Origin of the sequence: Clostridium tertium (assembly GCF_902652255.1) — a bacterium.
Taxonomy (GTDB): Bacteria; Bacillota; Clostridia; order Clostridiales; family Clostridiaceae; genus Clostridium; species Clostridium tertium_A.
In genome coordinates this window covers 135739-159054 of sequence record NZ_CACRTO010000048.1, presented here as the reverse complement: position 1 = coordinate 159054, position 23316 = coordinate 135739, and the positions used below count along the sequence as shown (strand labels likewise).

General features: G+C 28.7%; 26 protein-coding genes and 1 pseudogene. 22 read left to right on the top strand and 5 right to left on the bottom strand.

Features of this window, described 5'->3' with window-relative positions:
• The first annotated feature begins 16 nt into the window (after positions 1-16).
• The 5 genes from rsmG to GPX08_RS16015 all read left to right on the top strand — a co-directional run bounded on the left by rsmG (position 17) and on the right by GPX08_RS16015 (position 4119).
• The gene (gene rsmG / locus GPX08_RS16035; protein WP_156627810.1) at positions 17-736 is read left to right on the top strand and encodes a 16S rRNA (guanine(527)-N(7))-methyltransferase RsmG; all 720 of its coding nucleotides are present in this window, start codon (positions 17-19) and stop codon (positions 734-736) included.
• 198 nt (positions 737-934) lie between these two features.
• Positions 935-1711, top strand: coding sequence for a nucleoid occlusion protein (gene noc, locus GPX08_RS16030; RefSeq protein ID WP_156627809.1), 777 nt, complete (start codon positions 935-937; stop codon positions 1709-1711).
• A 188-nt stretch (positions 1712-1899) separates the two neighbouring features.
• On the top strand, positions 1900-2661 hold the full coding sequence (locus GPX08_RS16025; protein WP_156627808.1) for an AAA family ATPase: 762 nt from the start codon (positions 1900-1902) through the stop codon (positions 2659-2661).
• A 13-nt stretch (positions 2662-2674) separates the two neighbouring features.
• On the top strand, positions 2675-3520 hold the full coding sequence (locus GPX08_RS16020) for a ParB/RepB/Spo0J family partition protein (RefSeq protein ID WP_156627807.1): 846 nt from the start codon (positions 2675-2677) through the stop codon (positions 3518-3520).
• A gap of 98 nt (positions 3521-3618) precedes the next feature.
• Positions 3619-4119, top strand: coding sequence for a DUF4446 family protein (locus tag GPX08_RS16015; RefSeq protein WP_156627806.1), 501 nt, complete (start codon positions 3619-3621; stop codon positions 4117-4119).
• A gap of 26 nt (positions 4120-4145) precedes the next feature.
• Here GPX08_RS16015 and yyaC read toward each other — a convergent pair whose 3' ends face one another.
• Both yyaC and GPX08_RS16005 read right to left on the bottom strand, forming a co-directional pair.
• The gene (gene yyaC / locus GPX08_RS16010) at positions 4146-4757 is read right to left on the bottom strand and encodes a spore protease YyaC (RefSeq protein ID WP_156627805.1); all 612 of its coding nucleotides are present in this window, start codon (positions 4755-4757) and stop codon (positions 4146-4148) included.
• Positions 4758-4804: 47 nt separating this feature from the next.
• Entirely contained in the window at positions 4805-5953 is a 1149-nt protein-coding gene (locus GPX08_RS16005) for an aminotransferase class V-fold PLP-dependent enzyme (RefSeq protein ID WP_156627804.1), read from the bottom strand.
• Between the two features lie 126 nt (positions 5954-6079).
• Between GPX08_RS16005 and GPX08_RS16000 the strand changes: the two genes are divergently transcribed.
• From GPX08_RS16000 to GPX08_RS15950, 11 genes are all read left to right on the top strand, one after another.
• Positions 6080-6319, top strand: coding sequence for a DUF3343 domain-containing protein (locus tag GPX08_RS16000; RefSeq protein WP_156627803.1), 240 nt, complete (start codon positions 6080-6082; stop codon positions 6317-6319).
• Positions 6320-6329: 10 nt separating this feature from the next.
• Positions 6330-7229, top strand: coding sequence for a mechanosensitive ion channel (locus tag GPX08_RS15995; RefSeq protein WP_156627802.1), 900 nt, complete (start codon positions 6330-6332; stop codon positions 7227-7229).
• A gap of 20 nt (positions 7230-7249) precedes the next feature.
• Complete coding sequence (locus GPX08_RS15990; RefSeq protein ID WP_156627801.1) at positions 7250-7435, top strand: DUF951 family protein; 186 nt, start codon at positions 7250-7252, stop codon at positions 7433-7435.
• A 109-nt stretch (positions 7436-7544) separates the two neighbouring features.
• A complete protein-coding gene (locus tag GPX08_RS15985; protein ID WP_156627800.1) occupies positions 7545-7832 on the top strand; it encodes a 30S ribosomal protein S6 in 288 nt (95 codons plus the stop codon).
• Between the two features lie 14 nt (positions 7833-7846).
• The gene (gene ssb / locus GPX08_RS15980) at positions 7847-8302 is read left to right on the top strand and encodes a single-stranded DNA-binding protein (protein ID WP_156627799.1); all 456 of its coding nucleotides are present in this window, start codon (positions 7847-7849) and stop codon (positions 8300-8302) included.
• A gap of 26 nt (positions 8303-8328) precedes the next feature.
• On the top strand, positions 8329-8571 hold the full coding sequence (gene rpsR, locus GPX08_RS15975; RefSeq protein WP_156627798.1) for a 30S ribosomal protein S18: 243 nt from the start codon (positions 8329-8331) through the stop codon (positions 8569-8571).
• Between the two features lie 155 nt (positions 8572-8726).
• Positions 8727-9044: a hypothetical protein gene (locus tag GPX08_RS15970; RefSeq protein WP_156627833.1), complete on the top strand. Its 318-nt coding sequence runs from the start codon at positions 8727-8729 to the stop codon at positions 9042-9044.
• 4 nt (positions 9045-9048) lie between these two features.
• Positions 9049-11034, top strand: coding sequence for a DHH family phosphoesterase (locus GPX08_RS15965; protein ID WP_156627797.1), 1986 nt, complete (start codon positions 9049-9051; stop codon positions 11032-11034).
• A gap of 1 nt (position 11035) precedes the next feature.
• A complete protein-coding gene (locus tag GPX08_RS15960) occupies positions 11036-11479 on the top strand; it encodes a 50S ribosomal protein L9 (protein ID WP_156627796.1) in 444 nt (147 codons plus the stop codon).
• Between the two features lie 12 nt (positions 11480-11491).
• Positions 11492-13384, top strand: coding sequence for an ATP-dependent protease, Lon family (lonC, locus tag GPX08_RS15955; protein WP_156627795.1), 1893 nt, complete (start codon positions 11492-11494; stop codon positions 13382-13384).
• Positions 13385-13627: 243 nt separating this feature from the next.
• Positions 13628-14965 carry a replicative DNA helicase gene (locus GPX08_RS15950; RefSeq protein WP_156627794.1) on the top strand — a complete coding sequence of 446 codons (1338 nt, stop codon included), beginning with the start codon at positions 13628-13630 and terminating at the stop codon, positions 14963-14965.
• A 49-nt stretch (positions 14966-15014) separates the two neighbouring features.
• On the opposite strand, the gene GPX08_RS15945 is transcribed toward GPX08_RS15950, so the two are convergent.
• Positions 15015-15308, bottom strand: coding sequence for a hypothetical protein (locus tag GPX08_RS15945; RefSeq protein ID WP_156627793.1), 294 nt, complete (start codon positions 15306-15308; stop codon positions 15015-15017).
• Between the two features lie 132 nt (positions 15309-15440).
• Between GPX08_RS15945 and proC the strand changes: the two genes are divergently transcribed.
• Complete coding sequence (proC, locus tag GPX08_RS15940; RefSeq protein ID WP_156627792.1) at positions 15441-16241, top strand: pyrroline-5-carboxylate reductase; 801 nt, start codon at positions 15441-15443, stop codon at positions 16239-16241.
• Between the two features lie 48 nt (positions 16242-16289).
• On the opposite strand, the gene GPX08_RS15935 is transcribed toward proC, so the two are convergent.
• The gene (locus GPX08_RS15935; protein WP_156627791.1) at positions 16290-17465 is read right to left on the bottom strand and encodes an NAD-dependent malic enzyme; all 1176 of its coding nucleotides are present in this window, start codon (positions 17463-17465) and stop codon (positions 16290-16292) included.
• A 168-nt stretch (positions 17466-17633) separates the two neighbouring features.
• Here GPX08_RS15935 and GPX08_RS15930 point away from each other — a divergent pair, with 168 nt between their 5' ends.
• The 5 genes and pseudogenes from GPX08_RS15930 (at position 17634) to GPX08_RS15910 (ending at position 21838) form a co-directional block, all read left to right on the top strand.
• Positions 17634-18923 (top strand): adenylosuccinate synthase, encoded by a 1290-nt coding sequence (locus tag GPX08_RS15930; RefSeq protein ID WP_156627790.1) that lies wholly within the window; start codon positions 17634-17636, stop codon positions 18921-18923.
• 258 nt (positions 18924-19181) lie between these two features.
• Positions 19182-19589: a hypothetical protein gene (locus tag GPX08_RS15925; protein WP_156627789.1), complete on the top strand. Its 408-nt coding sequence runs from the start codon at positions 19182-19184 to the stop codon at positions 19587-19589.
• A gap of 12 nt (positions 19590-19601) precedes the next feature.
• Entirely contained in the window at positions 19602-19760 is a 159-nt protein-coding gene (locus GPX08_RS15920; RefSeq protein ID WP_156627788.1) for a lmo0937 family membrane protein, read from the top strand.
• A 191-nt stretch (positions 19761-19951) separates the two neighbouring features.
• Positions 19952-20779: pseudogene (locus GPX08_RS15915) on the top strand (hypothetical protein); the annotation flags it as partial.
• Between the two features lie 309 nt (positions 20780-21088).
• Positions 21089-21838: an acyl-[acyl-carrier-protein] thioesterase gene (locus tag GPX08_RS15910; RefSeq protein ID WP_156627787.1), complete on the top strand. Its 750-nt coding sequence runs from the start codon at positions 21089-21091 to the stop codon at positions 21836-21838.
• Between the two features lie 131 nt (positions 21839-21969).
• Here the strand turns inward: GPX08_RS15910 and GPX08_RS15905 are convergent, their stop codons facing one another.
• A complete protein-coding gene (locus GPX08_RS15905; RefSeq protein WP_156627786.1) occupies positions 21970-23214 on the bottom strand; it encodes an aminoacetone oxidase family FAD-binding enzyme in 1245 nt (414 codons plus the stop codon).
• Between the last annotated feature and the right edge of the window lie 102 nt (positions 23215-23316).

The window sequence follows — 23316 nt, the reverse complement described above, 5'->3', positions numbered from 1 at the left end:
AACTTATGGAGGAAATATGATATATTTTCAATTAATGAAAGAAGCTTGTGAAGAGGTTGGACTAGAATTAAAAGAAGAGCAATATAATAAATTTATTGATTATATGAAGCTTTTACAAGAGTGGAATGAAAAAATAAATTTAACAGCAATTACTGAGGATGAAGATATAATTAAGAAGCATTTTATTGACTGCATTAAGATATTTAAATCTGATGCAGTAAGAGATGCTAAAAAGATTATAGATGTTGGAACAGGAGCAGGATTTCCTGGGTTACCTATAGCTATTATGAATCCAGATGTAAAAGTTGTATTATTAGATTCATTAAATAAGAGAATAAATTTTTTAAATACTGTAGCTAGTAAGTTAGGGCTGAAAAATGTTGAAACAATTCATTCAAGAGCCGAAGATGGAGCAAGAAATGTTGAATTAAGAGAAAAATTTGATGTAGCTACTTCAAGAGCAGTTGCTAATATGGCTGTTTTATCAGAATTCTGTATGCCATATGTTAAACTTAATGGATATTTTGTTGCGCTTAAAGGACCTTCTATAGATGAAGAATTAAGAGAAGGCCAAAAGGCTATTACAACTCTAGGAGGAAATTTAGAAAGAGTACTTGAAGTTACAATAGAAGAAACTGATTTAAAACATAATATTGTCGAAGTTAAAAAAATTAGTAAGTGCCCTAAGACTTATCCTAGAAAAGCTGGTACTATTACAAAAAAACCTATTAGATAATTCTACAATATAAAACAAAATAGTAATTTATATACCATTAATATTAAAGATAATATATATAAATGTAAAAAAATAACAATTTATAATAGAAATTGTCTTACAAAAATAGGAAATAAAAGAAGGAAATAATAAAGAAAAATAGAATTTTTAATTATTGAGTTAATGGTAATTAATATTATAAGGGATGGTTGGGTGCATATGAATAGAGAAATCACTAGTATAAATGTAGATAGAATATTTCCAAATACTTATCAACCGAGAAGATTCTTTAATGAAGAAGCTTTAGAAGAATTATCTCAATCAATAAAGCAACATGGAATTATTCAACCTATAACAGTTAGAAAAAGAGGAGACAATTTTGAATTAGTTGCAGGAGAAAGAAGATGGAGAGCAGCTAGAATAGCTGAATTAGAGGCAGTACCTTGTAATATAATTGAAATTACAGATACTGAATCTGCTGAAATTGCATTGCTAGAAAATCTTCAAAGAGAAGATCTTAACTTTATTGAAGAAGCTGAAGCGTACTATAATTTAATAAATGATCATAGATTTACTCAAGATGAATTAGCAAAGAGGATGGGAAAAAAGCAATCCACAATTGCTAATAAACTTAGACTTTTAAAATTGTCTTCAAAAGTTAGAGAATTATGTTTAGAAAATAAATTAACAGAAAGACATGCTAGAGCATTATTATCACTTCCAAATGAAGAACTTCAATTAAAAGTGATAGAAAAAATTATAAAAAACTCACTTAATGTAAAATCAACTGAGGAACTAGTAAATAAAGAGTTATTAACAATAGCAGGAGAAGAGTTAAATAATAAAGATAAGAAAAGAGTAAAAAGTGTATTTCCAGCTAAATTATATGTAAATACAATTAAACAAGTTTTTGATAAATTTAATATTCCTGCTGAGTACAAGTTTAAAGATGAAGAAGAATTTATTCAGATAACAGTTTCTATTCCAAAAAAATAGGTAAATTTTGTAGTTATTAATATAGATATAAGTGAAGAATTTATTATATTATGCGCAAAAATATAATTAGCGTTTTAAATAGTATAATATTTCTTCACTTTTTTATTATGTTAATCTTTTAATATTATTTAAAAGTATATATAATATTATTATGGGAAGGGGGGTGAAGCTCTAAATAGAGCTTTTAGATGAAAAAAGTTTGTATATTCAATCAAAAGGGCGGAGTCGGAAAAACTACAACAAATATTAATTTAAGCGCATATTTAGCCATGGAGGGTTACAAAGTATTAACTATAGATATAGATCCTCAAGGTAATACTACTAGTGGATTAGGTTTGGATAAGAGGAACTTAGAAATGTCTATGTATGATGTAATAACTTCAGATGCATCTTTAAAAGATATTATTATAAAAAGTGAACTTATTCAAAATCTTTACATAGCGCCTTCTACTATGGAACTAGCGGGAGCGGAAGTAGAGATTATTGGTAAGGAAAATCGTGAAGTAATATTATCAAATAAATTAAAAGAAATTGAAAATGATTATGATTTTATTTTTATAGATTGTCCACCATCTTTAGGTGTACTTACAATTAATGCACTTACTTCTGTGCAATCAGTTTTAATTCCAATACAATGTGAATTCTATGCACTTGAAGGCGTGGGACAATTAATTAATACAGTAAAGTTAGTTAAGCAATCTTTAAATAAGGATCTTGAAATTGAAGGTATTGTTATGACAATGTATGATTATAGAACTAATCTTAGTAATGAAGTTTATGAAGAAGTGAAGAATTTCTTTGATGATAAGGTCTATAAAACTACTATTTCTAGAAATATTAGGTTAGCTGAAGCACCTAGCTTTGGATTACCAATAATGCTATACGATGAAAAATGTAAGGGAGCCGAAGCGTATAAAGCATTAACTAAAGAATTTTTGAAGAGGCAATAAGTAGGTGAGTGATATGAATAAAAAGTCAGCATTGGGAAAAGGGTTAGGAGCATTAATTCCTAACGAAGTAAAAGATAATAATAGTAATAAGCCTTCTCTTATTTCTTTAAATTTAATTAAAAGTAATGATGAACAACCAAGAAAGGCTTTTGATGATGAAAAAATAGCTGAACTAGCGCAGTCTATTAAAGAGCATGGGATAATTCAACCAATTATTTTAAACAAAAAAAATGAGTACTATGTAATAGTAGCTGGTGAAAGAAGATGGAGAGCTGCTAAATTATTAGGATTAAAAGAAGTACCAGCAGTAGTTATGGATTTAACGGATAAGGATATTTTAGAAATATCTTTAATCGAAAATATTCAAAGACAGGATCTGAATCCTATTGAAGAAGCACTTGCTTATAAAAAATTATTAACTGATTTTAATTTAACTCAAGAAGAGTTAAGTAAAAGAATAGGTAAATCAAGAGTAGCAATAAGTAATATTATTAGATTAATTGGATTAAGTGATACAGTTAAGCAATATCTGATAGATGAAGTAATTTCAGAAGGACATGGAAGAGTTCTTTTGGCTATAGACGATGATAATTTACAATGTGAAATTGCGCAAAAGGTTATTGATGAGAAGTTGTCTGTCAGAGAGTTGGAAAAATTAATTAAACATATTAATAATAATAAGGAATCTAAAAAGGTTCAAAGAGAAGTAAATCCTTACTATAAAGACGTAACCGACAGATTGCAAAATTATTTTGGAACAAAAGTTAATATAAGTAATAAAAACAATAAAGGTAAAATTGAGATAGAGTATTATTCAGAAGAAGATTTGCAAAGGATACTAGAAATAATTAATTTATAAATGTTTCACGTGAAACAATAATAGTAGAGTCTAATGATAATGTTTCACGTGAAACATTATAGTGTTATTTCTCATCTTATTAGGAAGGAGCACTTAAAATGGAAAATATAATTAAAATAATTAATGAAAACTCAGCATTTATTATAATTGGTTTGTTAGCAATATTATTATTACTATTAATAATGGTAATTTCATTAATGGGATCAACAAGAAAACTTGAAAAAAAATATAGAAGATTAATGAGAGGAGTTAACACCAAAAACCTAGAAGAGTTAATTACTTCAAAAATAGACGAGATAGATAAAGCAATGGCAAAGTCAGAAGAAGCTTTAAATAAATGTGAAGTTATAAAAGAAGAAATAAAAGGTTGTGTAAATAAGGTAGCAATTATGAGATACAAAGCATTTCCTGATGTGGGAAGTGATTTAAGCTTCTCAGTAGCTATATTAGATTCTTATAATGATGGAGTATTAATTACAGGTATATACTCTAGACAAGATAGCACAACATATGCAAAACCTGTTGATAAAGGAATTTCTAGATATGAATTATCAGAAGAAGAATCATATGTATTAAATGAAGCGATAAATAAAAAATAGCAAAAAGAGTTACTACAAATGAACTACTATTGTTCATCTTGCAGTAACTCTTTTTTCATCGCTGTAATCATATGGTTTTTAGTATATAATTCTAAAAAATGATTAATTCCTTTAAATATAGTATCAGATATAGTAAATACAGTATAAAGTCTAGTATTTTGTAGAGTTAGAAAATCATATTTACCAGAAATATTTACTATTCCAGTAATACTTAGATCACCAACTGAAGGTAAATTTTTATTAATAGCTGATCCTGGAAAGAGTGGTGAATTACTAATAAATATCTTACCAATATCTATAGTTTTACCCAAACAGGAGTCAATTGCCACAATATAAGGATTAATAAAATTAGAATTAATTTTATTAATAATATTCTCTAGATTCATAGAATGAACTGGACTTTCTAATGAACCGTAAAAAAATATATTTTTCTTCTTAAATAATGAAGAAATATGTTTTAACCTATATCCAACTAAGGGACCTAAAGAATCACCAGTGCATCTATCCGTTCCGATACATAGAAAAATAATAGTTCTATTATCAGCAATTATATTTAAAAGAGATTCATATAAATATTTTCCAATTTCAATATAAGAAGAATCAAATGATGAATCATATTCTTGTTTTTTAATTTCCATAAAACAACCTCCCTTATGTAATTATTGACAATAAGGGAGGTTAGTATTCATTTTAATATTTTATTTATAGAATCAACAGTATAATTTATTTCTTCAACTGTATTAAAATAACTGATACTTAATCTAACTGTTCCATCAGGAAAACTACCTATAGACTTATGAGTTAATGGGGCACAGTGCAAGCCAGATCTATTCTTAATTCCATATGTATAATCAAGTTCATAAGATAGTTCAGCAGTGTCTAATTTAGTAGAGTTAAAAGAGACACATGAAGTATAGTTACCATTTTTAAAATCTTCATATAATCGTATATTACTAATGTTGCGTAGTTTTGATATTAATAAATTTCTTAAGTAAGAGTTTTTTTCGTAAATTGTATTAATACCTTCATTATTTATAAATTTAATTCCTTCACTTAAACCTACTATGCCTGGCATATTTAATGTTCCAGACTCAAATTTATCTGGAAGAAAGTCAGGTTGGATAAGTGAATATGACATACTTCCAGTACCACCTAAAATATAAGGGTTACAGATACTATTAAGCTCGTCAGTAATTAAAAATCCGCCTATACCTTGAGGACCAAAAAGACTTTTATGGCCAGTAAATGCTAAAGCACTTAGGTTAAATTTATTAAAATCAATATCTAATACACCTGCGCTTTGAGCACTATCTAAAATGAAAAAGATATTATTTTCTAAACAAAGCTTTCCTATTTTTTCGATAGGTTGGATTGATCCTAATACATTTGAAGCATGAGACAAAATAATAAATTTAGTATTAGATTTAATTGATTTTTTTATATCTTCCACATTAACAAAACCAAATTCATTAGAGTTTACAATAGATAACTCAATCAAATTATTATTCTCTAAGTTAAATAGGGGCCTTAGAACTGAGTTATGTTCAATAGAGGATGTAATAACATGATCTCCTTTTTTTATACAGCCATTAATAAGTAAATTCAATGAAGAAGTTATATTATTAGTAAAAATAACATTACTTATGTTACTGAAATTAAAAAAGCTAGCTAGTATTTCTCTAGCCTCAAGTAAAAGTCTATTAGATGTCATACCATTATCATGATTTGATCTACCTGGATTACCACCTACATTAACTAAAAAATTATATATAGAATCAGAAACAACTTTAGGTTTTGGAAAAGTTGTACTAGCATTATCTAAATAAATATTCAAACTATCAACTCCTTAGAAAATATTATATATAATTTTATATAATAATAAAATTATAGAATAACTTATCTTCATTTACAAAGATAAATATAATATAATTAAATATAAATAAATTATAAAGGAGATATTATGAAATATTATATAGTTGTTTTTAAAAATACATTAGATGCAATGAATGCAGAAAAAAAATTAAAAGAATTAAATTTTATATTTAGGATGATGCCAACTCCAACATCAATAACTCATAGCTGTGGCATATGTGTTAGAATAGAAGAAAAAGAGTATGTTGATAATATTATTGCTAATAATATTATTAGTTATAAAAATATATATCAAAAAGAAAACAATAATTTTACAGAATTAAGCTAGGAGTGTTAATATGACAAGTATTTTGACATTTATTAGTACAGGATTTGATGAAAATGGGAAGATTGCAGTAAGCTTTAATTGGGAACAAGCATTAAGTAGTGCTGTTAATGTAGTTGAGATTGTATTGAGGAAAGGTATTAGCTTAATATTATTAATAATAGCGATGTTCCTAATAATAAAAATAGTCGATAAAGTAATTGATAAATTTGTGGAAAACCAAATTAATAGTAAAATAAGCTTTTCGATGGATACACAAAAAGCATTAACAATAGGGGCTATATTAAAAAGTTCATTAAAATACATAGTTTACTTTTCAGGAGCTGCTATTATAATAGGGAGTACCTTTAAAGTATCAGCGGCTGTATTAAGTGCAGTGGGATTTGTAGTAGGTATAGGAGCTCAAAGTTTAGTTAAGGATATAATAAATGGATTTTTTATAATATTTGAAGATCAATATGGAGTAGGTGATTATGTAACTATAGGAGCTTTCAGTGGTATTGTGGAAAATATTGGAATAAGATCAACTGTATTGAAAGATTTTAGTGGTGATATCCATAATATACCAAATGGTTCTGTGTTAGAAGTAACAAATCATTCTAGAAGTGATATGAGATTTATAGTAGATGTAGAAATAGCTTATGAAGAGGATATAGATAATACTATAAATATAATATCAGATACATGTAGAAGGTTTCAGAAAAAAAATGAAGATGATATAAGAGAGAATATAGAAGTATTGGGAGTAATGTCTTTAAATGCCTCTGGTGTAACTATTAGAGTAGTAGGTAAATCTAAACCGCTTTCACAATGGAAGATGGAGAGGGATTTAAGAAAAGAAATAAAGAAGTCATTAGATGAGGCTGGAATTGAAATTCCTTATCCAAAGACTCAGTTAGTAAATAATAATTAATACTTTAGGAGGATAGTTTGATGGTAGAAAACTTCGATTTAGGTACAATAGTAGAAATGAAGAAACAACATCCATGTGGGAGTAAAGATTTTGAAGTAATTAGACTAGGAGCAGATATTAAAATTAAATGTGTAGGTTGCGGTAGAATAATCATGCTTCCGAGAAGTAAATTCCAAAAAGAAGCTAAAAAAATAATTAAAGAATAATATAGTTAATTTTTTGTCTTGCAAAAAAAATTAAAAAATGATAAAATAATTAATTGTAATCCCTGCTGTGCAAAGCACAGCCAAAGGCCGAGGGGAGGAGGTGAAAATGATGAGAAAGTACGAAACTATATTTATACTACACCCATCATTAGACGAGGAAGCTTGTAAAGCTGCAATCGAAAAGTTTAAGGGTGTAATAGAAAACGGTGGAGGAACTGTAGAAAATGTTGACGTTTGGGGTAGAAGAAAGCTTGCTTACGAAATCGCAAAAGTTAACGAAGGATTCTATACATTAATCAACTTCAATGCTGATTCAGAATTACCTAAGGAATTAGACAGAATATTCAGAATTACTGATGGTGTTATAAGACATATCATAGTAAAACAAGAAGCGTAAGAGGTGATATTGTTATGAATAAGGTAATACTTATTGGAAGACTTACAAGGGATCCAGAGCTTAATTTTGCAGCTGGAAGTGGTACTGCTGTAACAAGATTTTCTTTAGCAGTAACAAGACCTTTTAAAAAGGATGAAACTGATTTTATCAACTGTGTAGCTTTTGGTAAAACAGGTGAAACGATAGCACAATATCTTACAAAGGGCAGACAGCTAGCTATTACTGGAAGCATTAGAACAGGTAGTTATGATGCTAAAGATGGAACAAAGAGATATACAACTGATGTAGTTGTTGAATCTTTTGAATTCATTGGTTCAGGTAATGGAAGTGGTGCTGGAAGAGACCAAGGTTTCAATGATAACTTTGGAGCTTCAAACAATTCTGATTATTCAAATCCATCAAATGGTTTTGGTGGAATGAATTTCGAGGAAGACATGACTCCTGTAGATGATGGAGATATGCCTTTCTAAAAGTCTAAAAGAAGGAGGGAATTAGCATGAAAGACATGAAGAGATCTGGAAAAATGAGAAGATCTAGAAAGAAAGTATGTGCTTTTTGTGTGGAAAAAGCTGAAGCTATAGATTATAAAGATATAACTAAGCTAAGAAAGTTCGTTACAGAAAGAGGTAAGATATTACCAAGAAGAATTTCTGGAACTTGCGCTAAGCACCAAAGAGAATTAACAACTGCTATTAAGAGATCAAGAAACATAGCATTATTACCATTTACAACTGAGTAATATGATTAACCCCTGTTTTATCAGGGGTTTTTTGTTATACTTATATATATAAAAATTTATTTACAAAATATGTAATACTAATTAGAAGTTGTTGCATTAAATCATAATTATAATTAAAATATATATACAAGGGTAATAATATAGGGGTGAGTATGGTGAAGAGAGATGATTTGAATATTATGGCTAATATTAAGATGATAGAAAAGCTAAAAGCAAATCTACTATGTATAATAGGGGAATTCTATCATTTATTAACAAAGGGAAGTAATGTAGCTCAAGATGCAATACTAAATTGTATATCAGGAGCTGTAATTATTTTATATGTATTGGCTCAAAAATTAGGGTATTCATGTAAAGATGTAGATGATGACATCAAGAATAAACTTCAAGTGGGAATAGCTGAAGGTCACGAATATGAAAATGATGGAAGGAGTTTAAGTAAACTTCAATTACATTTAAAGGAGCGCCATTAATCTTATGGAATGGAAGGATTTAATAGAAAAAAGGCTTAAAGTTATTAGACCTATAATTATACCAGTTTTATTTGCGGGAGCTTGTATAGGCTTTTATTATATAAAAAGTGCTATTTTAGGGAGTATACTATTATGTATTTTTCTTTTATTTAGTGTAAGTGAACACTTATTAAATAGAGAAGAAGAACAAGAAGAAAGTATAGAAGGAGAAATAAAACCAATAAAAGTAGATATTAATGAAAATATTAATAATAATATTTTCAATCTAATTTTTCCTGTAGCAATAATAAAGGAAACAGGAGAAATATTTTGGAGCAATAAGGAGTTTGGAAAATTTCTGCCTGATGAAGATCCTAATGGATTAAATATTGTAAGTATAGCAAGAGGTTTAAATATATCTAGATTACTAGCATGTGATAGAGATTTGCATCAAAAAATAAAAATAGTAGATTCACTATATAGAGTATATGCTAGTAAGATAGAAGGATATGAGTTAAATGAAGATTTATATATAGTCTATTTTAATGATATAAGTAATTTTAAAAATATAGATAATACTAAAGAAAGTATTATGTTAATAGAAGTAGATAACTTATCAGAGGTACTAGAAAATACATTGGAAATTGATAGACCTATGCTGGTTGCAGAAGTAGAAAAAAATATTAATTCATATGCTCAAAAACTTAAGGCTATGATAACTAAATATGATAGTAATAAGTATGTTTTATCTGTTCAGGATAAATATATAGACGAAGAAATAAATAATAAATTTTCAATATTAAAAGAGATATCAGAAATTGATAGAGGAAATAAATTTGAAGTAACTTTAAGTATAGGAATAGGAAGAGGAGGAACTTGCCCCTTAGAAAATAATATTTTTGCAACAACTGCAAAAGAATTAGCTTTAGGTAGAGGTGGGGATCAGGTTGCTATAAAGAATAATGATAAAATTAAGTTTTTTGGAGGAAATACTAGAGAAATTGAAAAGAGAACTAGAGTTAGAGCAAGAGTAATTTCTCATTCCTTAAAGGAACTAATTTATGAAAGTAGTAATGTGCTTATAATAGGACATAAGAACCCTGATATGGACTGTTTTGGATCATCAATAGGTATAGCATCAGTTGTTAAACAATTAGGAAAGCCTTGCAATATTATTCTTGGAAAAGATATATCTGCAATAGAGTATTTCTTAGGAAAACTTAAAGAGGATTCTGGGTATGATAATTTATTTATATCTGTTGAAGAAGCATATGAGCAAATAGCTGAAAAGACATTACTTATTATAGTAGATGTACACAACTCTAGTTATATACTAGATAGAGGTATAGTAGATAAGGTTCAAAGAAAAATTATAATAGATCACCATAGAAGAAGTCCTGATACGGTTGAAGGAGCAATACTAAGTTACATAGAGGTATATGCATCTTCTACTTCTGAAATGGTAACAGAGGTAATTCAATATATGGTTCAGAAGCCTAACTTAACAAGGCTTGAAGCAGAAGGATTATTAGCCGGTATCTTTATGGATACAAAAGGATTTTCATTTAAAGCAGGAGTAAGAACTTTTGATGCAGCATCATTTTTAAGGGCATCAGGAGCTGACACGATTGAAGTAAAGAAAATGTTTATGGATAATCTAGAAGATTATTTAATAATAGCAGAAACTATAAAAACTGCAGAGGTTGAAGATAAACTAGCTATAGCTGTAGCTCCTGATGGCTTAAAGAAGCCATTTATGGCAGCGAGGGCAGCTGACGAGTTACTAAATATCTCAGATATAAATGTATGCTTTGTTTTAGTTAACATAAATGGAGACATAGTGATTAGTGGAAGATCTATTGGAGAAATAAATGTTCAAGTAATTCTAGAAGAATTAGGTGGAGGAGGCCATATGAATATGGCTGGAGCACAGTTAAGTAATACTACAATAGATGAGGCGAAAAATAAACTAAAAGAATCAATAGAAAAACATTTAAAGGTTGGTGAATAACATGAAGGTAATATTATTACAAGATGTTAAAAAATTAGGTAAAAAAGGCGATGTTATAGAGGCATCAGATGGATATGCAAGAAATTATTTATTTCCTAGGAAATTAGCTGAAGAAGCAAATAATTCAAATATGCATATATTAAATGCTAAAAAGGAAAATGAAAGAAAGAAAAAGCTAGCAGAAATAGAAGCAGCTCAAAAATTAGCTTCTGAATTAAAAGGTAAAGAAGTTAAGATAGAAGCTAAAGGTAATAATGGAAGATTATTTGGAGCTATAACTAGTAAAGATGTAGCAGAATTAATTAATAAAGAATATAAGTTATCAATAGATAAAAAGAAAATTGTTATGGATACAATTAAGGTTGCAGGTAGTTATGATATAGAAATTAAAATATATCCAGAAGTATCTACTAAGATGAAGGTAACCATTGTAGAGCAATCATAAGGAGGACTAAGTTTGAAGGCTTACGATGAAACAAATATAGAGAGTTTATTAGATAGTGATCTATCTTTAGACGCACAAGCAAATGTAATAAATCAGATATTAAATAATGTATTAGATGAAGGTGCCGTTAGAGCTAGGATAGTAAGATTTAAACTACAAAAGTATATAAACTCTATTAACATATGCGAAAGATTATATGCATTAAATGTAATCGCATCAGACGGGAAGGGACTAAAGGCAGTACCTAAGGAAGATGAAATAAGGGATGTACTAGAAGATACAATTTATTATATATCAGAAAATATTGCTAGAAAATATGTTCAAAATAAAGTAGAAACTCAAGTGGAAAAGGCCCTTCAAGAAAGACAAGATAAGTTTATGGATGACATAAAGCTATCAATAATAAAGAAGCAAAAAGGACCAGAAAGCACTAAAACAACAGTGAAACTTGAGAGATTAGAAGCATTAGATGCTAAGAAGATTAATAAAAATGTTATGAGTCTTTTAAGACCAGAAAATTTTGAGGAGATAGTAGGTCAAGAAAGAGCTATTAAATCATTAATATCTAAGATGTCTTCACCATATCCGCAACATATAATTTTATATGGACCACCAGGGGTTGGTAAAACTTCTGCAGCTAGATTAGCTTTAGAAGAGGCAAGAAAGTTAAAATTTACACCTTTTGATGAGGATTCTAAATTTGTTGAAGTTGATGGAACTACATTAAGATGGGATCCAAGAGAAATAACAAATCCTCTTCTAGGTTCAGTTCACGATCCTATATATCAAGGAAGTAAGAAAGACTTAGCAGAAATAGGTGTTCCAGAGCCTAAAACGGGGCTAGTTACAGAAGCTCATGGAGGAGTATTATTTATAGATGAAATTGGAGAACTAGATGAAATACTTCAAAATAAGCTACTAAAGGTTTTAGAAGATAAGAGAGTAGAATACTCATCATCATATTACGATCCAGATGATGAAAATACTCCTAAATATATAAAATATCTTTTTGAAAAGGGAGCGCCTGCTGACTTTGTATTAATAGGAGCAACTACAAGAGAACCAGGTAAGATCAATCCAGCTCTTAGATCAAGATGCACAGAAGTATATTTTGAACCACTTTCTTCTCAAGATATTATAGGCATAATAGAAAATGCTGCGAAAAAACTTAAAGTTGAAATAGAAGATGGAGTTTCAGAACTTATAAGTAGATATACTTTCGAAGGTAGAAAAGCAGTGAATATATTAGCTGATGCCTATGGATATGCTTTATATAATTCAAAGGAAGATAAGGGTGCTAAGATTACTCTTAAAGATGTTGAAGAAGTTATATCAATAGGAAGATACGTACCATATGAAATAATTGAAGAAACAAATACCTTTGAAGTGGGTCATACTTATGGATTAGGTGTAAGTGGATTTATGGGATCTACATTAGAAATAGAAACTGTAGTATTTGAATCTAAAAAGCCTGGTATGGGTGTAGTTAAGTTTAATGAAACAGCTGGATCTATGGCTAAGGATTCTGTTTTCAATGCAGCATCAGTTATTAGAAGAATGACAGATAAGGATATTAAGGACTACGATATACATGTAAATATTGTTGGGGGTGGAAGAATAGATGGTCCATCAGCTGGGGCAGCTATTACTATTTCTATAATAAGTGCATTGTTAGAAAAGCCTATTAGACAGGATGTTGCTATAACTGGAGAAATATCATTAAGAGGAAGTGTTAAGCCAGTTGGAGGGATATTTGAAAAGATTTATGGTGCTAGAAGAAAAGGAATTAAACTTGTACTTGTACCAAAAGCAAATGAAAAAGAAATTCCTTCAGAACTTCAAGACATTGAAGTTAAGGCTATTAGTGATATAGAAGAATTAATGGATATAGTTTTTGAAAAATAATATTTTTTAATAAATGCTGATAATTAGCATATTTAGATTTATCTTAATAAGTTAGGTCAAATAATATGGTTCTTATCAGCCTTTTATTTTTAAGTAAATTAATTAAAGATTATGAGTTATATAAATTAATAATTAGTAGAAGAATTTAGATAAAGACTATACATAAATAATATATTTACTAATTTATTTTATATAATATAAAATTTTGATATAATAGTTATATTAATAAGGAGGAGGTTACATATGGATGCACCGATAATGAGAAGTTTACCTCAAAGTTTAGAAGCAGAGCAATCTGTAATTGGGGCTATGATAATAGATAAAAGTGCTATTTCTAAGGCTTTAGAAAAATTAAATGAAGAAGATTTTTATAGAGATGGTCATAAGGCCATTTTTAAAGCCATTAGGGAGATGTTTTCTAAGGATATGGCTGTTGACCTTGTAACCTTATTAGAGTATTTAAAATCAACAGATAACTTAGATAAAGCAGGTGGAGTTACTTACATATCAGAAGTGAGTTCTTCAGTTATAACTACTGCTAACTTAGAGGCATATATAAAGATAGTAGAGGATAAATCTACTTTAAGAAAGCTTATTAAGTCAGCAACACAAATTATTGAAGAGAGTTATAATAAGCAAGATAGAGTTGAAGATGTTATTGATATAGCACAAAAGAAAATATTCGATTTAGCTGAAAAACAAGGATCTAATGAATATGAATCGCTAGCAAATGTACTAGAAAGAGGATTTCTAGAAATAGAAAGATTATTTAATAATAAGGGATCTATCACAGGAGTTGGTTCTGGAATAAGAGATTTAGATGCTAAAACATCTGGATTTCAAAAAGGTGATATGGTACTTATAGCAGCGAGACCATCTATGGGAAAAACTACTTTCTCATTAAATATTGCAGAAAATGCTGCATTAAGAGAAGGAAAAAGTGTAGTTATATTTTCCCTGGAAATGTCTAAGGAGCAATTAGCATATAAGTTGCTTTGCTCAGAAGCTAATGTAGATATGTTAAAGCTTAGAACAGGTAACTTAGATGATGATGACTGGGAAAGAATTGCAAGAGCTACAGGACCTCTTTCTAAGGCTAAGATTTACATAGATGATACAGCTGGATTAAGCGTTATGGAAATGAGATCAAAGTGTAGAAAGATAAAGATGGAGCATGGTATAGATATGATTCTTATTGACTATCTTCAACTTATGAGTGGTAGCTCAGGAAGTGAAAGTAGACAACAAGAAGTTTCTGAAATATCAAGATCTATTAAGGCACTTGCTAAAGAGATGGAATGCCCTGTTATAGCATTATCACAGCTTTCACGTGCACCTGAACAGAGAGCAGACCATAGACCAATGTTATCAGACTTAAGAGAATCAGGATCTATTGAGCAGGATGCTGACGTTGTTATGTTCTTATATAGAGATGAATATTATAATAAGGAAACTGAAGAAAAAAATATAGGTGAATGTATTATTGCAAAGCAAAGAAATGGTCCTGTTGGAACAGTTAAGATGGCTTGGATAGGAGCACACAGTAAATTTGCAAATTTAGAACTTGTATATAAAGAGTAATAAATGAGCTGTCTTAATGACAGCTCATTTACTAATTAAGAATGAAGAATTAGTTTTTAGGAACTTTTATGTAGACTAGGTTAGCATGTACAGAATTTTGAGTCTTATCTAAGTCTACATTTTTTAAATAAAAAATCCTTTTAAACTTATATAATGAGTTTTCTTTGTTTTTTAAGGAGAGGTTTAGAATTAAGAAGTTATTTACATACTTTATCAATATTTCTTCTTTGGTAAGATCTTGAAGAAATATATAAATATCATAAAATTTATTTTTATCGATAATATTTATAATTGGATTTATGTTTTCATTAAGCTTATTAAAGTCTAATAAATTTTCTTTCATTATATATCCCTCCTTAATATATAGTGTGCAATTTAAAACTTAAGATATCCTATGAGTAAAGTGGGGAAATATTTAAATTATAAAAGAATAAGAAAAATATTTATAAAAAATCTTAATAAGGAAGTGTTAATAATGAATAAAAAGGTAGGATTTATAGGTTGTGGTAATATGGGAAAAGCTATACTTGGAGGTATTATTAATTCAAATGAAATTTCGATAGAAAATATATTTGTATCTACAAGAAGCAATGAATCTAAATTAAAATTAGAAGAGGAATTTAAAGTTAAAACATCATTAGATAATAATGAAGTTGCAGCTTTTTCGGATATATTATTTTTAGCTGTAAAGCCGAATATATTTAAAGATGTATTAGGTCAAATAAAAAATAGTATAAAAAAAGATACATTAGTTGTTTCTATAGCAGCGGGAATAACAGTAAAAGATATAGAAGATGTATTAGGAGAAGGTTATAAAGTAGTAAGAACTATGCCAAACACTCCAGCCTTAGTCGGAGAAGCAATGTCTGCAGTTTGTTTTAATAAAAATTTAAATGATGAAGATATAAAAGATATTTGTGATATATTTAATATGTTTGGAAAGTGTGAAATATTAGAGGAAAAATACTTCCATGGTTTTATAGCACTTTGTGGATCATCTCCAGCATATGTATTTATGTTTATCGAAGCTATGGCAGATGCGGCTGTAAAGCTAGGAATACCAAGAAATAAGGCATATAAGATGGCTGAACAAGCTGTTTTAGGTTCAGCTAAACTTGCTTTAGAGACAGGGAAGCATCCTGGAGAATTAAAGGATATGGTTTGCTCACCATCAGGAACTACAATAGAGGCTGTTATAGAATTAGAAAATAGTGGCTTTAGAAGTAGCGTAATAAAAGCATTAGAAAAATGCGCTGAAAAATCACAAAATATGTAAATAAAAATTTGGCTGCCTTAATGGCAGCCAAATTTAATATAAAAATATTTAATAAATTTTAGAAAGTCCGCTTTTTATTGCAGCATCTTTAACAGCATTAGCAACAGCTGTTTGAACATTTAAATCAAAGGCTTTAGGTATGATAAAATCATAGTCTAAGTCCGTAGCCTTTACTGAGTTAGCAATAGCATTTGCAGCAGCAATTTTCATTTCTTCATTTATATCTTTTGCTCTGACATCTAAAGCTCCTCTAAATATACCTGGGAAGGCTAAAACATTATTTACTTGATTAGGGAAGTCAGAACGTCCTGTTCCAATAACCTTAACACCTGCCTCTTTAGCAACATCAGGAAATATTTCAGGGGTTGGATTTGCCATTGCAAATATTATTGCATCCTTATTCATAGTTCCGGCCATTTCTTTTGAAACTAAGTTAGGAGCAGAAACACCTATAAAGATATCAGCATTTACTAATGCAGATTTCAAATCACCTTTAATATTATCTTTATTAGTTACTTCTGAAAGCTCTTTCATAGATGGATTTAAATTATCCATATCTCTATTTATAATTCCACTCTTATCGCACATAAGTATATTCTTTGCTCCGAAGGAAATTAATAGCTTACAGATTGCTGTTCCAGCTGAACCAGCACCGTTAATAACTATTTTCGTATTCTCAATTTTTTTATCTACAAGTTTTAATGCATTAATTAATCCAGCTAAAACTACTATAGCAGTTCCATGTTGATCATCATGAAAAACAGGAATATCTAATCTTTCTTTAAGTTTCTTTTCTATTTCAAAACATCTAGGTGCAGAAATATCTTCTAGGTTAATACCGCCTAATGATGGAGATATTCTAACAACAGTTTCAACTATTTCATCTACATTTTGAGTATTTAAAACTAATGGAAAAGCATCAACATCTGCAAATTCTTTAAATAATATGGATTTACCTTCCATAACTGGTAGTGAAGCTAATGGACCTATATCACCTAATCCTAAAACAGCTGTACCATCAGAAATTACAGCAACTGTATTCCATTTTCTTGTATAAGTATAAGCAGCATCAGGATTTTTATATATTTCCCTACATGGTTCAGCAACTCCAGGGGTATATGCTAAGGTTAAATCTTTTTCATTAGAGATTTTACAATTAGACTTAATTTGAAATTTACCTTTCAATTCTTTATGGTACTTTAAAGATTCTTCATAAATATTCATAGAACTACTCCTTTTAATAAATACTAGTATATTAATTATACGAATTATATATATATAATGCAAAAAAATATTCGCAAATTAGTTGAAACTTTTTTTTGGCTTTGTTAATATTAATTGTATTAATTTTTTTAAGAGAACTATACATGTTCTTTAACAAGGAGGCAAATTATGTCAGCATTTGTTGTTTTAGGAGCTCAGTGGGGCGATGAAGGGAAAGGGAAAATGACTGATTATCTTGCAGAAGAAGCACAGGTAATAGTTAGATTCCAAGGAGGTAATAACGCAGGTCATACTGTTGAAGTTGGAGAAAAGCAATATAAGCTTCATTTAATACCATCAGGGATATTATATGATAATAAGCTGAATATTATAGGTAATGGAGTTGTTGTTGATCCTAAAGCCTTATTTACAGAAATAGATTACTTAGAAGGTGAAGGCGTTAAGGTCACACCAGAAAAGCTTATTGTAAGTGATAGAGCACATGTTATTATGCCATACCATAAAGTATTAGATAATTTAAAGGAACAAGCAAGAGGAAAAAATGATATTGGAACAACTGGTAAGGGAATTGGACCATGTTATACTGATAAATTTGAGAGATCTGGAATTAGAATTTGTGATTTAATAGATGAGGAAACTTTTAAAGAAAAATTAAAAGAAAATATTGAAGCTAAAAATAAATATATAGTTAATGTTTTAAATGGAGAAGCATTAAGCTATGAAAATATTCTTACTGAATACTTAGAATTAGCTAATAGATTAAGACCATACGTACAAGATACATCAGTTAAGCTTTATGATGAAATTAAAGCAGATAAAACTGTTTTATTTGAAGGAGCTCAAGGTATGTTACTTGATATAGATTATGGAACTTATCCATATGTAACTTCTTCAAATACTACTGCATGCGGAGTGGCTAGTGGCTCAGGAATAGGACCAACTATGGTTACTAATGCTGTTGGAATAGCTAAGGCTTATACAACAAGAGTTGGTAAGGGGCCATTCCCAACTGAATTAGATAATGAAATTGGTGAGTGGATAAGAGAAAAAGGTCACGAGTATGGAGTAACTACAGGTAGATCTAGAAGATGTGGATGGCTTGATGCTGTTATTTTAAAAACAACAGTAAGAGTTTCAGGATTAACATCATTATGTGTTACTAAGATAGATACATTAGCTGGACTTGAGAAGTTAAAGATTTGCGTAGGATATAAATATGACGATAAGGTTATAGATTATTTCCCAGCAAGTTTAAAAGATTTAGCAAAATGTGAACCAATATATGAAGAGTTTGAAGGTTGGGGAGAAGAAGTAGCTGAAGCTAGAAGTTATGATGAACTACCTTTAAATGCTAAGAAATATTTAGAAAGAATTGAAGAGTTAACAGGAACTAAGATTTCTATAGTAGGTGTTGGTCCAAGAAGAGATCAAACTATTAGAGTTACAAAAGAACTATAAGGGTAATATATTAAGCCCCTTAGATTTAATTAATTATTAAGTCTAAGGTGGTTTTTTTTATTTTATTTCAATATATTTTACCAATTATTGATAAAAAAGAGCGATATGCATATATATTTTAATGATAATTAAAATCAAGTGATAACACTTATTGGACGTATTTCCATAAAAGTGGTAAAGTATACATAATAATTACTATATAGTAAATAAAAATATTTTACAAAATTTAATAAAATTTAGTGTGAAGGGGTGACAGTTATGACAATAGTAAGAAAATTTATCGATGATAAGAAGAGGGAGCAAAAGAAGCACAGAAATAAAGAGTTAACTTTAGCAATGGCTTTAGGAGCTACTGTTGGAGTCTTAACTGGAATTACTGTGAACTCTAAATCTGACAAAATAAATAAAACATTTAAGAAGATAAAAAGTAAGAATACTGAATATATAAACAAAGGAAAAAATAAATTACAAGATTTACTTAATGAAAAGAAAGTAGAAATAAAAAGCATTAAATCAGATTTAAAAAATGATTTTAATAATGCAAAGGATAAGGCAGAAGATATTAAAGAAATATTAGATGATAAAATAGATAAGAGTAAAGACGAGCTTAAGAGTATATCTAAAGAAACTGTAAAACAGGTAAAAAAAGAGATTAATAAAAACTAGGAGGTGCAATTAATGGGATTTTTAAGATGGTTAGGCGGAATAGTAGTTGTAGTTTGGCTATTAGGTTTATTATTTAAAATAGGTGGAGGCTTAATAAACATATTATTAATCGTCGCAGCAATAGTTTTTATAGCCGACTTTATAACTAGTAGGAAAAATAATATAAAATAAAATTTATTAAAATATAGCTGTGTTAGATTCATTATAATTCAATCTAACACAGCTTTTTATATTATAAATATAACTATTATATAGGATGTTTATATAAAAATAGGAAATATTTTTATATAAATTTATAAAAAAAGTAAATTATTATGATAATATTAATATATATATTATAGAAAAAAATTAGGGGTGATAAAGTGGAAACAAGAAATTATAATAGGTTATCAGTTTCAGAAATACTATCAAGATCTTTTAATATTTTAAAGGATAATATACTAGAAATATTAAAAGTAATAGGAATATTTATTGTTCCAGCAACAGTAGTTACAGTGGGTGTTATTTTTGGAATATTACTAACTAGCTTTTTTAGATTTGCATTAATGTCTTCATATATGGATATAGAAGATGTTTTTGCCATGATGAGTTTTGGCAGCTTCTTTTTAGTTATTATTATAGGAATAATATCTTCATTGGTAATAGCTTATGCTAATGCAGTGATTACTAAGATTATTGATGATGCTAATAAAGGAAATCAAGTAAGTTGGAGATCAGCAAATAGTTATGTTTGGGAAAGAAAATGGAAGGTTGTAGGCCTTAATGTTTTGGTTTGGCTAATATTTTTCTTCTCTATAGTATTATTTGTTATTTTGGGAGTTTTATTATCAGCATTAACTTTAGGAATAGGATTTATAATTTTTATTCCTGCAATAATAGCTATATCTGTTATGATTGCTCCATTATGGGGTGCATTTAATTCAATGCTCATAGTTAATGATATAAATATTACTGATTCTATAAGAGAAACATTTTCATTATTTAGAAAGGGATATTTCTGGTCTACAGTTGGTCATTTTGCTGCTATTTCAGGTATAACTATAGGAATTGGAATATTATTAAGTCTATTCTCAGCGGTACCATTCTTAGGAATATTTATTGTTGGTGTTGGTCAAATTCTTATACAAATATATATAATAGCATATATAACTATTTATATTTTAGATAGGACCAAGCCTATAGATAGCTATAATAATTATAGTAATTTCAACAGTAATTATAATTATGATGGAGCAAATAATAATTATGATGGATTAAATAATAATTATATTGATTTAGATAATAGAAAAGTAGATAGTAATAGCAACATTGAAGAAAATAATAACTCTATACAAGAGAGTAATGATGAGAATAATAAGGATGACGATAGTGGGTTCATTGATCCTATAAACTAGCCTTTTAGGAAGAATCAATGCAAGAGTTTAATATTTAACTAGAGATACTATATTAGAACTCTGTAGAGATACAGAGTTCTAATCTTTAATATAGGAGGAGATACTATGGGGAAGCGTTTTACTAAAGAATACGAATTACATTATTATGATGTTGATAAGAATTTAAGGGGAAACATGTCAACAATAATAAACATTCTATCTGATATAGGAACTAAACAATCAGAAGAATTGGGATCAGGTATGAAGGATCTTTTGGATCAAAATATGACTTGGGTATTCTATAATTATCATGTTAAAATTTTTAGAAGTCCTGTGTATGGAGAGAAACTATATGTAACAACAGAACCTGCAGGATTTAAAAAATATTATGCTTTAAGAAACTATGAAATAAAAGATAGTAATGGCAATATAATTGTTAGTGCTAATGCAATTTTTCTATTGATTAATTTAGAAAAAAGAAGAATGATTAGAATACCTGAAGAACAATATGAGATCTATGGAGTTAATGGTGACTTAAAGGGAGATTTTAAGATTCCGAAGTTAGAAAGATTAGAGGAATTTAAATATGAAGAAAGCTTCAAGGTTAGATATACAGATATTGATTCAAATAATCATGTGAATAATACTAAATATGTTGATTGGGCTATTGAAACTCTACCTGAAGATATAGTTAACAATTATGTATTAGAAGAAGTAAAGGTAACTTTTGAAAAGGAATGTAAATATGGACAAGAAGTGAGAGTATTAACAGATGTAAGACAAGAAGAGGGTGGAGCATTAGTTACTGTTCATAAGATAGAAACTAGTGATAATAAGGAACTTACGAGGTTAATTGGATGCTGGAGGAAGTGTTAACTTAACACAATTTTAATTAGATAAAGTAAAGGGGTCTACCTTAGGGTAGACCCTTTATTAATTACAAAAAAATAATAACAGTGCAGAAGATAATTTATTATAGATTATAAATAAATATATAAGTGAACTAATTATGATTTTGCTATATTATTAGCAGCAAAATATCCAGAACTCCAAGCCCATTGTAGGTTAAATCCACCGCAATCACCATCTACATCTAATATTTCTCCAGAGAAATATAGATCTTTAATTAATTTAGACTCAAGAGTATCTGGTTTTACTTCTTTGGTATTAATTCCTCCAATGGTTACTTGAGCTTGATTAAATCCATTAGTATCTACACAAGTAAACTTCCAAGCTTTTAATATATTAATTAGATTTTTCTTTTCTTCCCAAGTTAATTCATAACAAGGCATATGCAGGTTAGATATATTTGAAGCCTTTAAAATAGTTGGGATAAGCTTTTTATTAACGACTCCTATTAACGAATCAATAACAGGTCTATGAGATAAAATACCAAAGTGACATTCTATAAAGTTTTCGATTTCTTTAAAATCCTCATTAGGCATCATATCAACGATAATTTCTACTTTTTTATTTTTTAATAAAGCCTTAGAAGCATGGCCGGAAAGTTGTAAAATAGGAGGCCCTGAAATTCCGTATTCAGTAAATAGAATCTCTCCAAATTCTTTTCTTATAGGTTCATCATTTACTAATAAAGTAGCAAAACCATCGAATTTAACTCCAGATATAGACTTTAAATAAGGGCTATTTAATTTTAATTGTACTATGCCCGGTACAGTATTTATTATTGAATGACCTAAAGATTTTGCAAGGTTATATCCAGAACCATCTGAACCTGTTTTTACAGCAGATTTTCCACCACAAGATAAAAGTAATTTATTACATGTGAATAACTTTTTTTCTTCATTATTTGTGGATAATTTAAATTTTTTGTCCTTGTGGATAGTTTTCACTTTACATTCTGTGTATAAAGGAATACCTCTATCTTCTAGAGATAGTCTTAGGATATCAACTACTGAAGAAGATTGAAGTGACTTAGGATATAATTTCCCGTTTTTTAATTCAACAATAGGTAAACCTAATGATAGAAAAAAGTTTTTAGTATCTTCCACGGAAAGAGAAGATAAAGCTTTAGTAAAGAAACCAGAATTTTCACTGTGATAATTAAAGAAAGGAAATGAAATAGTGTTATTTGAAATATTACATCTACCATTACCAGTAGTAAGAATTTTTTTGCCTACTCTATCATTACCTTCAATAATTGCTACATCTAATCCAAGATCCTTTGCAGTAATTGCAGCAAATAATCCGGATGCACCACCACCAACTATAATTAAATCATGATGAATCATAAATAAATCTCCTTATAAAGATAAACTTGCGTTTATTATTGTGATATAATAGATTATAATATATTTCAACTAAATAATTAAGGATTTTAATTTAGTATAAAT

What these genes read in the sequence shown, in the direction of transcription:
- rsmG (WP_156627810.1), top strand. Translation starts at nt 17, where the DNA reads ATGATATATTTTCAATTAATGAAAGAAGCTTGTGAAGAGGTTGGACTA.
- noc (WP_156627809.1), top strand. Translation starts at nt 935, where the DNA reads ATGAATAGAGAAATCACTAGTATAAATGTAGATAGAATATTTCCAAAT.
- GPX08_RS16025 (WP_156627808.1), top strand. Translation starts at nt 1,900, where the DNA reads ATGAAAAAAGTTTGTATATTCAATCAAAAGGGCGGAGTCGGAAAAACT.
- GPX08_RS16020 (WP_156627807.1), top strand. Translation starts at nt 2,675, where the DNA reads ATGAATAAAAAGTCAGCATTGGGAAAAGGGTTAGGAGCATTAATTCCT.
- GPX08_RS16015 (WP_156627806.1), top strand. Translation starts at nt 3,619, where the DNA reads ATGGAAAATATAATTAAAATAATTAATGAAAACTCAGCATTTATTATA.
- yyaC (WP_156627805.1), bottom strand. Translation starts at nt 4,757, where the DNA reads ATGGAAATTAAAAAACAAGAATATGATTCATCATTTGATTCTTCTTAT.
- GPX08_RS16000 (WP_156627803.1), top strand. Translation starts at nt 6,080, where the DNA reads ATGAAATATTATATAGTTGTTTTTAAAAATACATTAGATGCAATGAAT.
- GPX08_RS15995 (WP_156627802.1), top strand. Translation starts at nt 6,330, where the DNA reads ATGACAAGTATTTTGACATTTATTAGTACAGGATTTGATGAAAATGGG.
- GPX08_RS15990 (WP_156627801.1), top strand. Translation starts at nt 7,250, where the DNA reads ATGGTAGAAAACTTCGATTTAGGTACAATAGTAGAAATGAAGAAACAA.
- GPX08_RS15985 (WP_156627800.1), top strand. Translation starts at nt 7,545, where the DNA reads ATGAGAAAGTACGAAACTATATTTATACTACACCCATCATTAGACGAG.
- ssb (WP_156627799.1), top strand. Translation starts at nt 7,847, where the DNA reads ATGAATAAGGTAATACTTATTGGAAGACTTACAAGGGATCCAGAGCTT.
- rpsR (WP_156627798.1), top strand. Translation starts at nt 8,329, where the DNA reads ATGAAAGACATGAAGAGATCTGGAAAAATGAGAAGATCTAGAAAGAAA.
- GPX08_RS15965 (WP_156627797.1), top strand. Translation starts at nt 9,049, where the DNA reads ATGGAATGGAAGGATTTAATAGAAAAAAGGCTTAAAGTTATTAGACCT.
- GPX08_RS15960 (WP_156627796.1), top strand. Translation starts at nt 11,036, where the DNA reads ATGAAGGTAATATTATTACAAGATGTTAAAAAATTAGGTAAAAAAGGC.
- GPX08_RS15950 (WP_156627794.1), top strand. Translation starts at nt 13,628, where the DNA reads ATGGATGCACCGATAATGAGAAGTTTACCTCAAAGTTTAGAAGCAGAG.
- GPX08_RS15945 (WP_156627793.1), bottom strand. Translation starts at nt 15,308, where the DNA reads ATGAAAGAAAATTTATTAGACTTTAATAAGCTTAATGAAAACATAAAT.
- proC (WP_156627792.1), top strand. Translation starts at nt 15,441, where the DNA reads ATGAATAAAAAGGTAGGATTTATAGGTTGTGGTAATATGGGAAAAGCT.
- GPX08_RS15935 (WP_156627791.1), bottom strand. Translation starts at nt 17,465, where the DNA reads ATGAATATTTATGAAGAATCTTTAAAGTACCATAAAGAATTGAAAGGT.
- GPX08_RS15930 (WP_156627790.1), top strand. Translation starts at nt 17,634, where the DNA reads ATGTCAGCATTTGTTGTTTTAGGAGCTCAGTGGGGCGATGAAGGGAAA.
- GPX08_RS15925 (WP_156627789.1), top strand. Translation starts at nt 19,182, where the DNA reads ATGACAATAGTAAGAAAATTTATCGATGATAAGAAGAGGGAGCAAAAG.
- GPX08_RS15920 (WP_156627788.1), top strand. Translation starts at nt 19,602, where the DNA reads ATGGGATTTTTAAGATGGTTAGGCGGAATAGTAGTTGTAGTTTGGCTA.
- GPX08_RS15910 (WP_156627787.1), top strand. Translation starts at nt 21,089, where the DNA reads ATGGGGAAGCGTTTTACTAAAGAATACGAATTACATTATTATGATGTT.
- GPX08_RS15905 (WP_156627786.1), bottom strand. Translation starts at nt 23,214, where the DNA reads ATGATTCATCATGATTTAATTATAGTTGGTGGTGGTGCATCCGGATTA.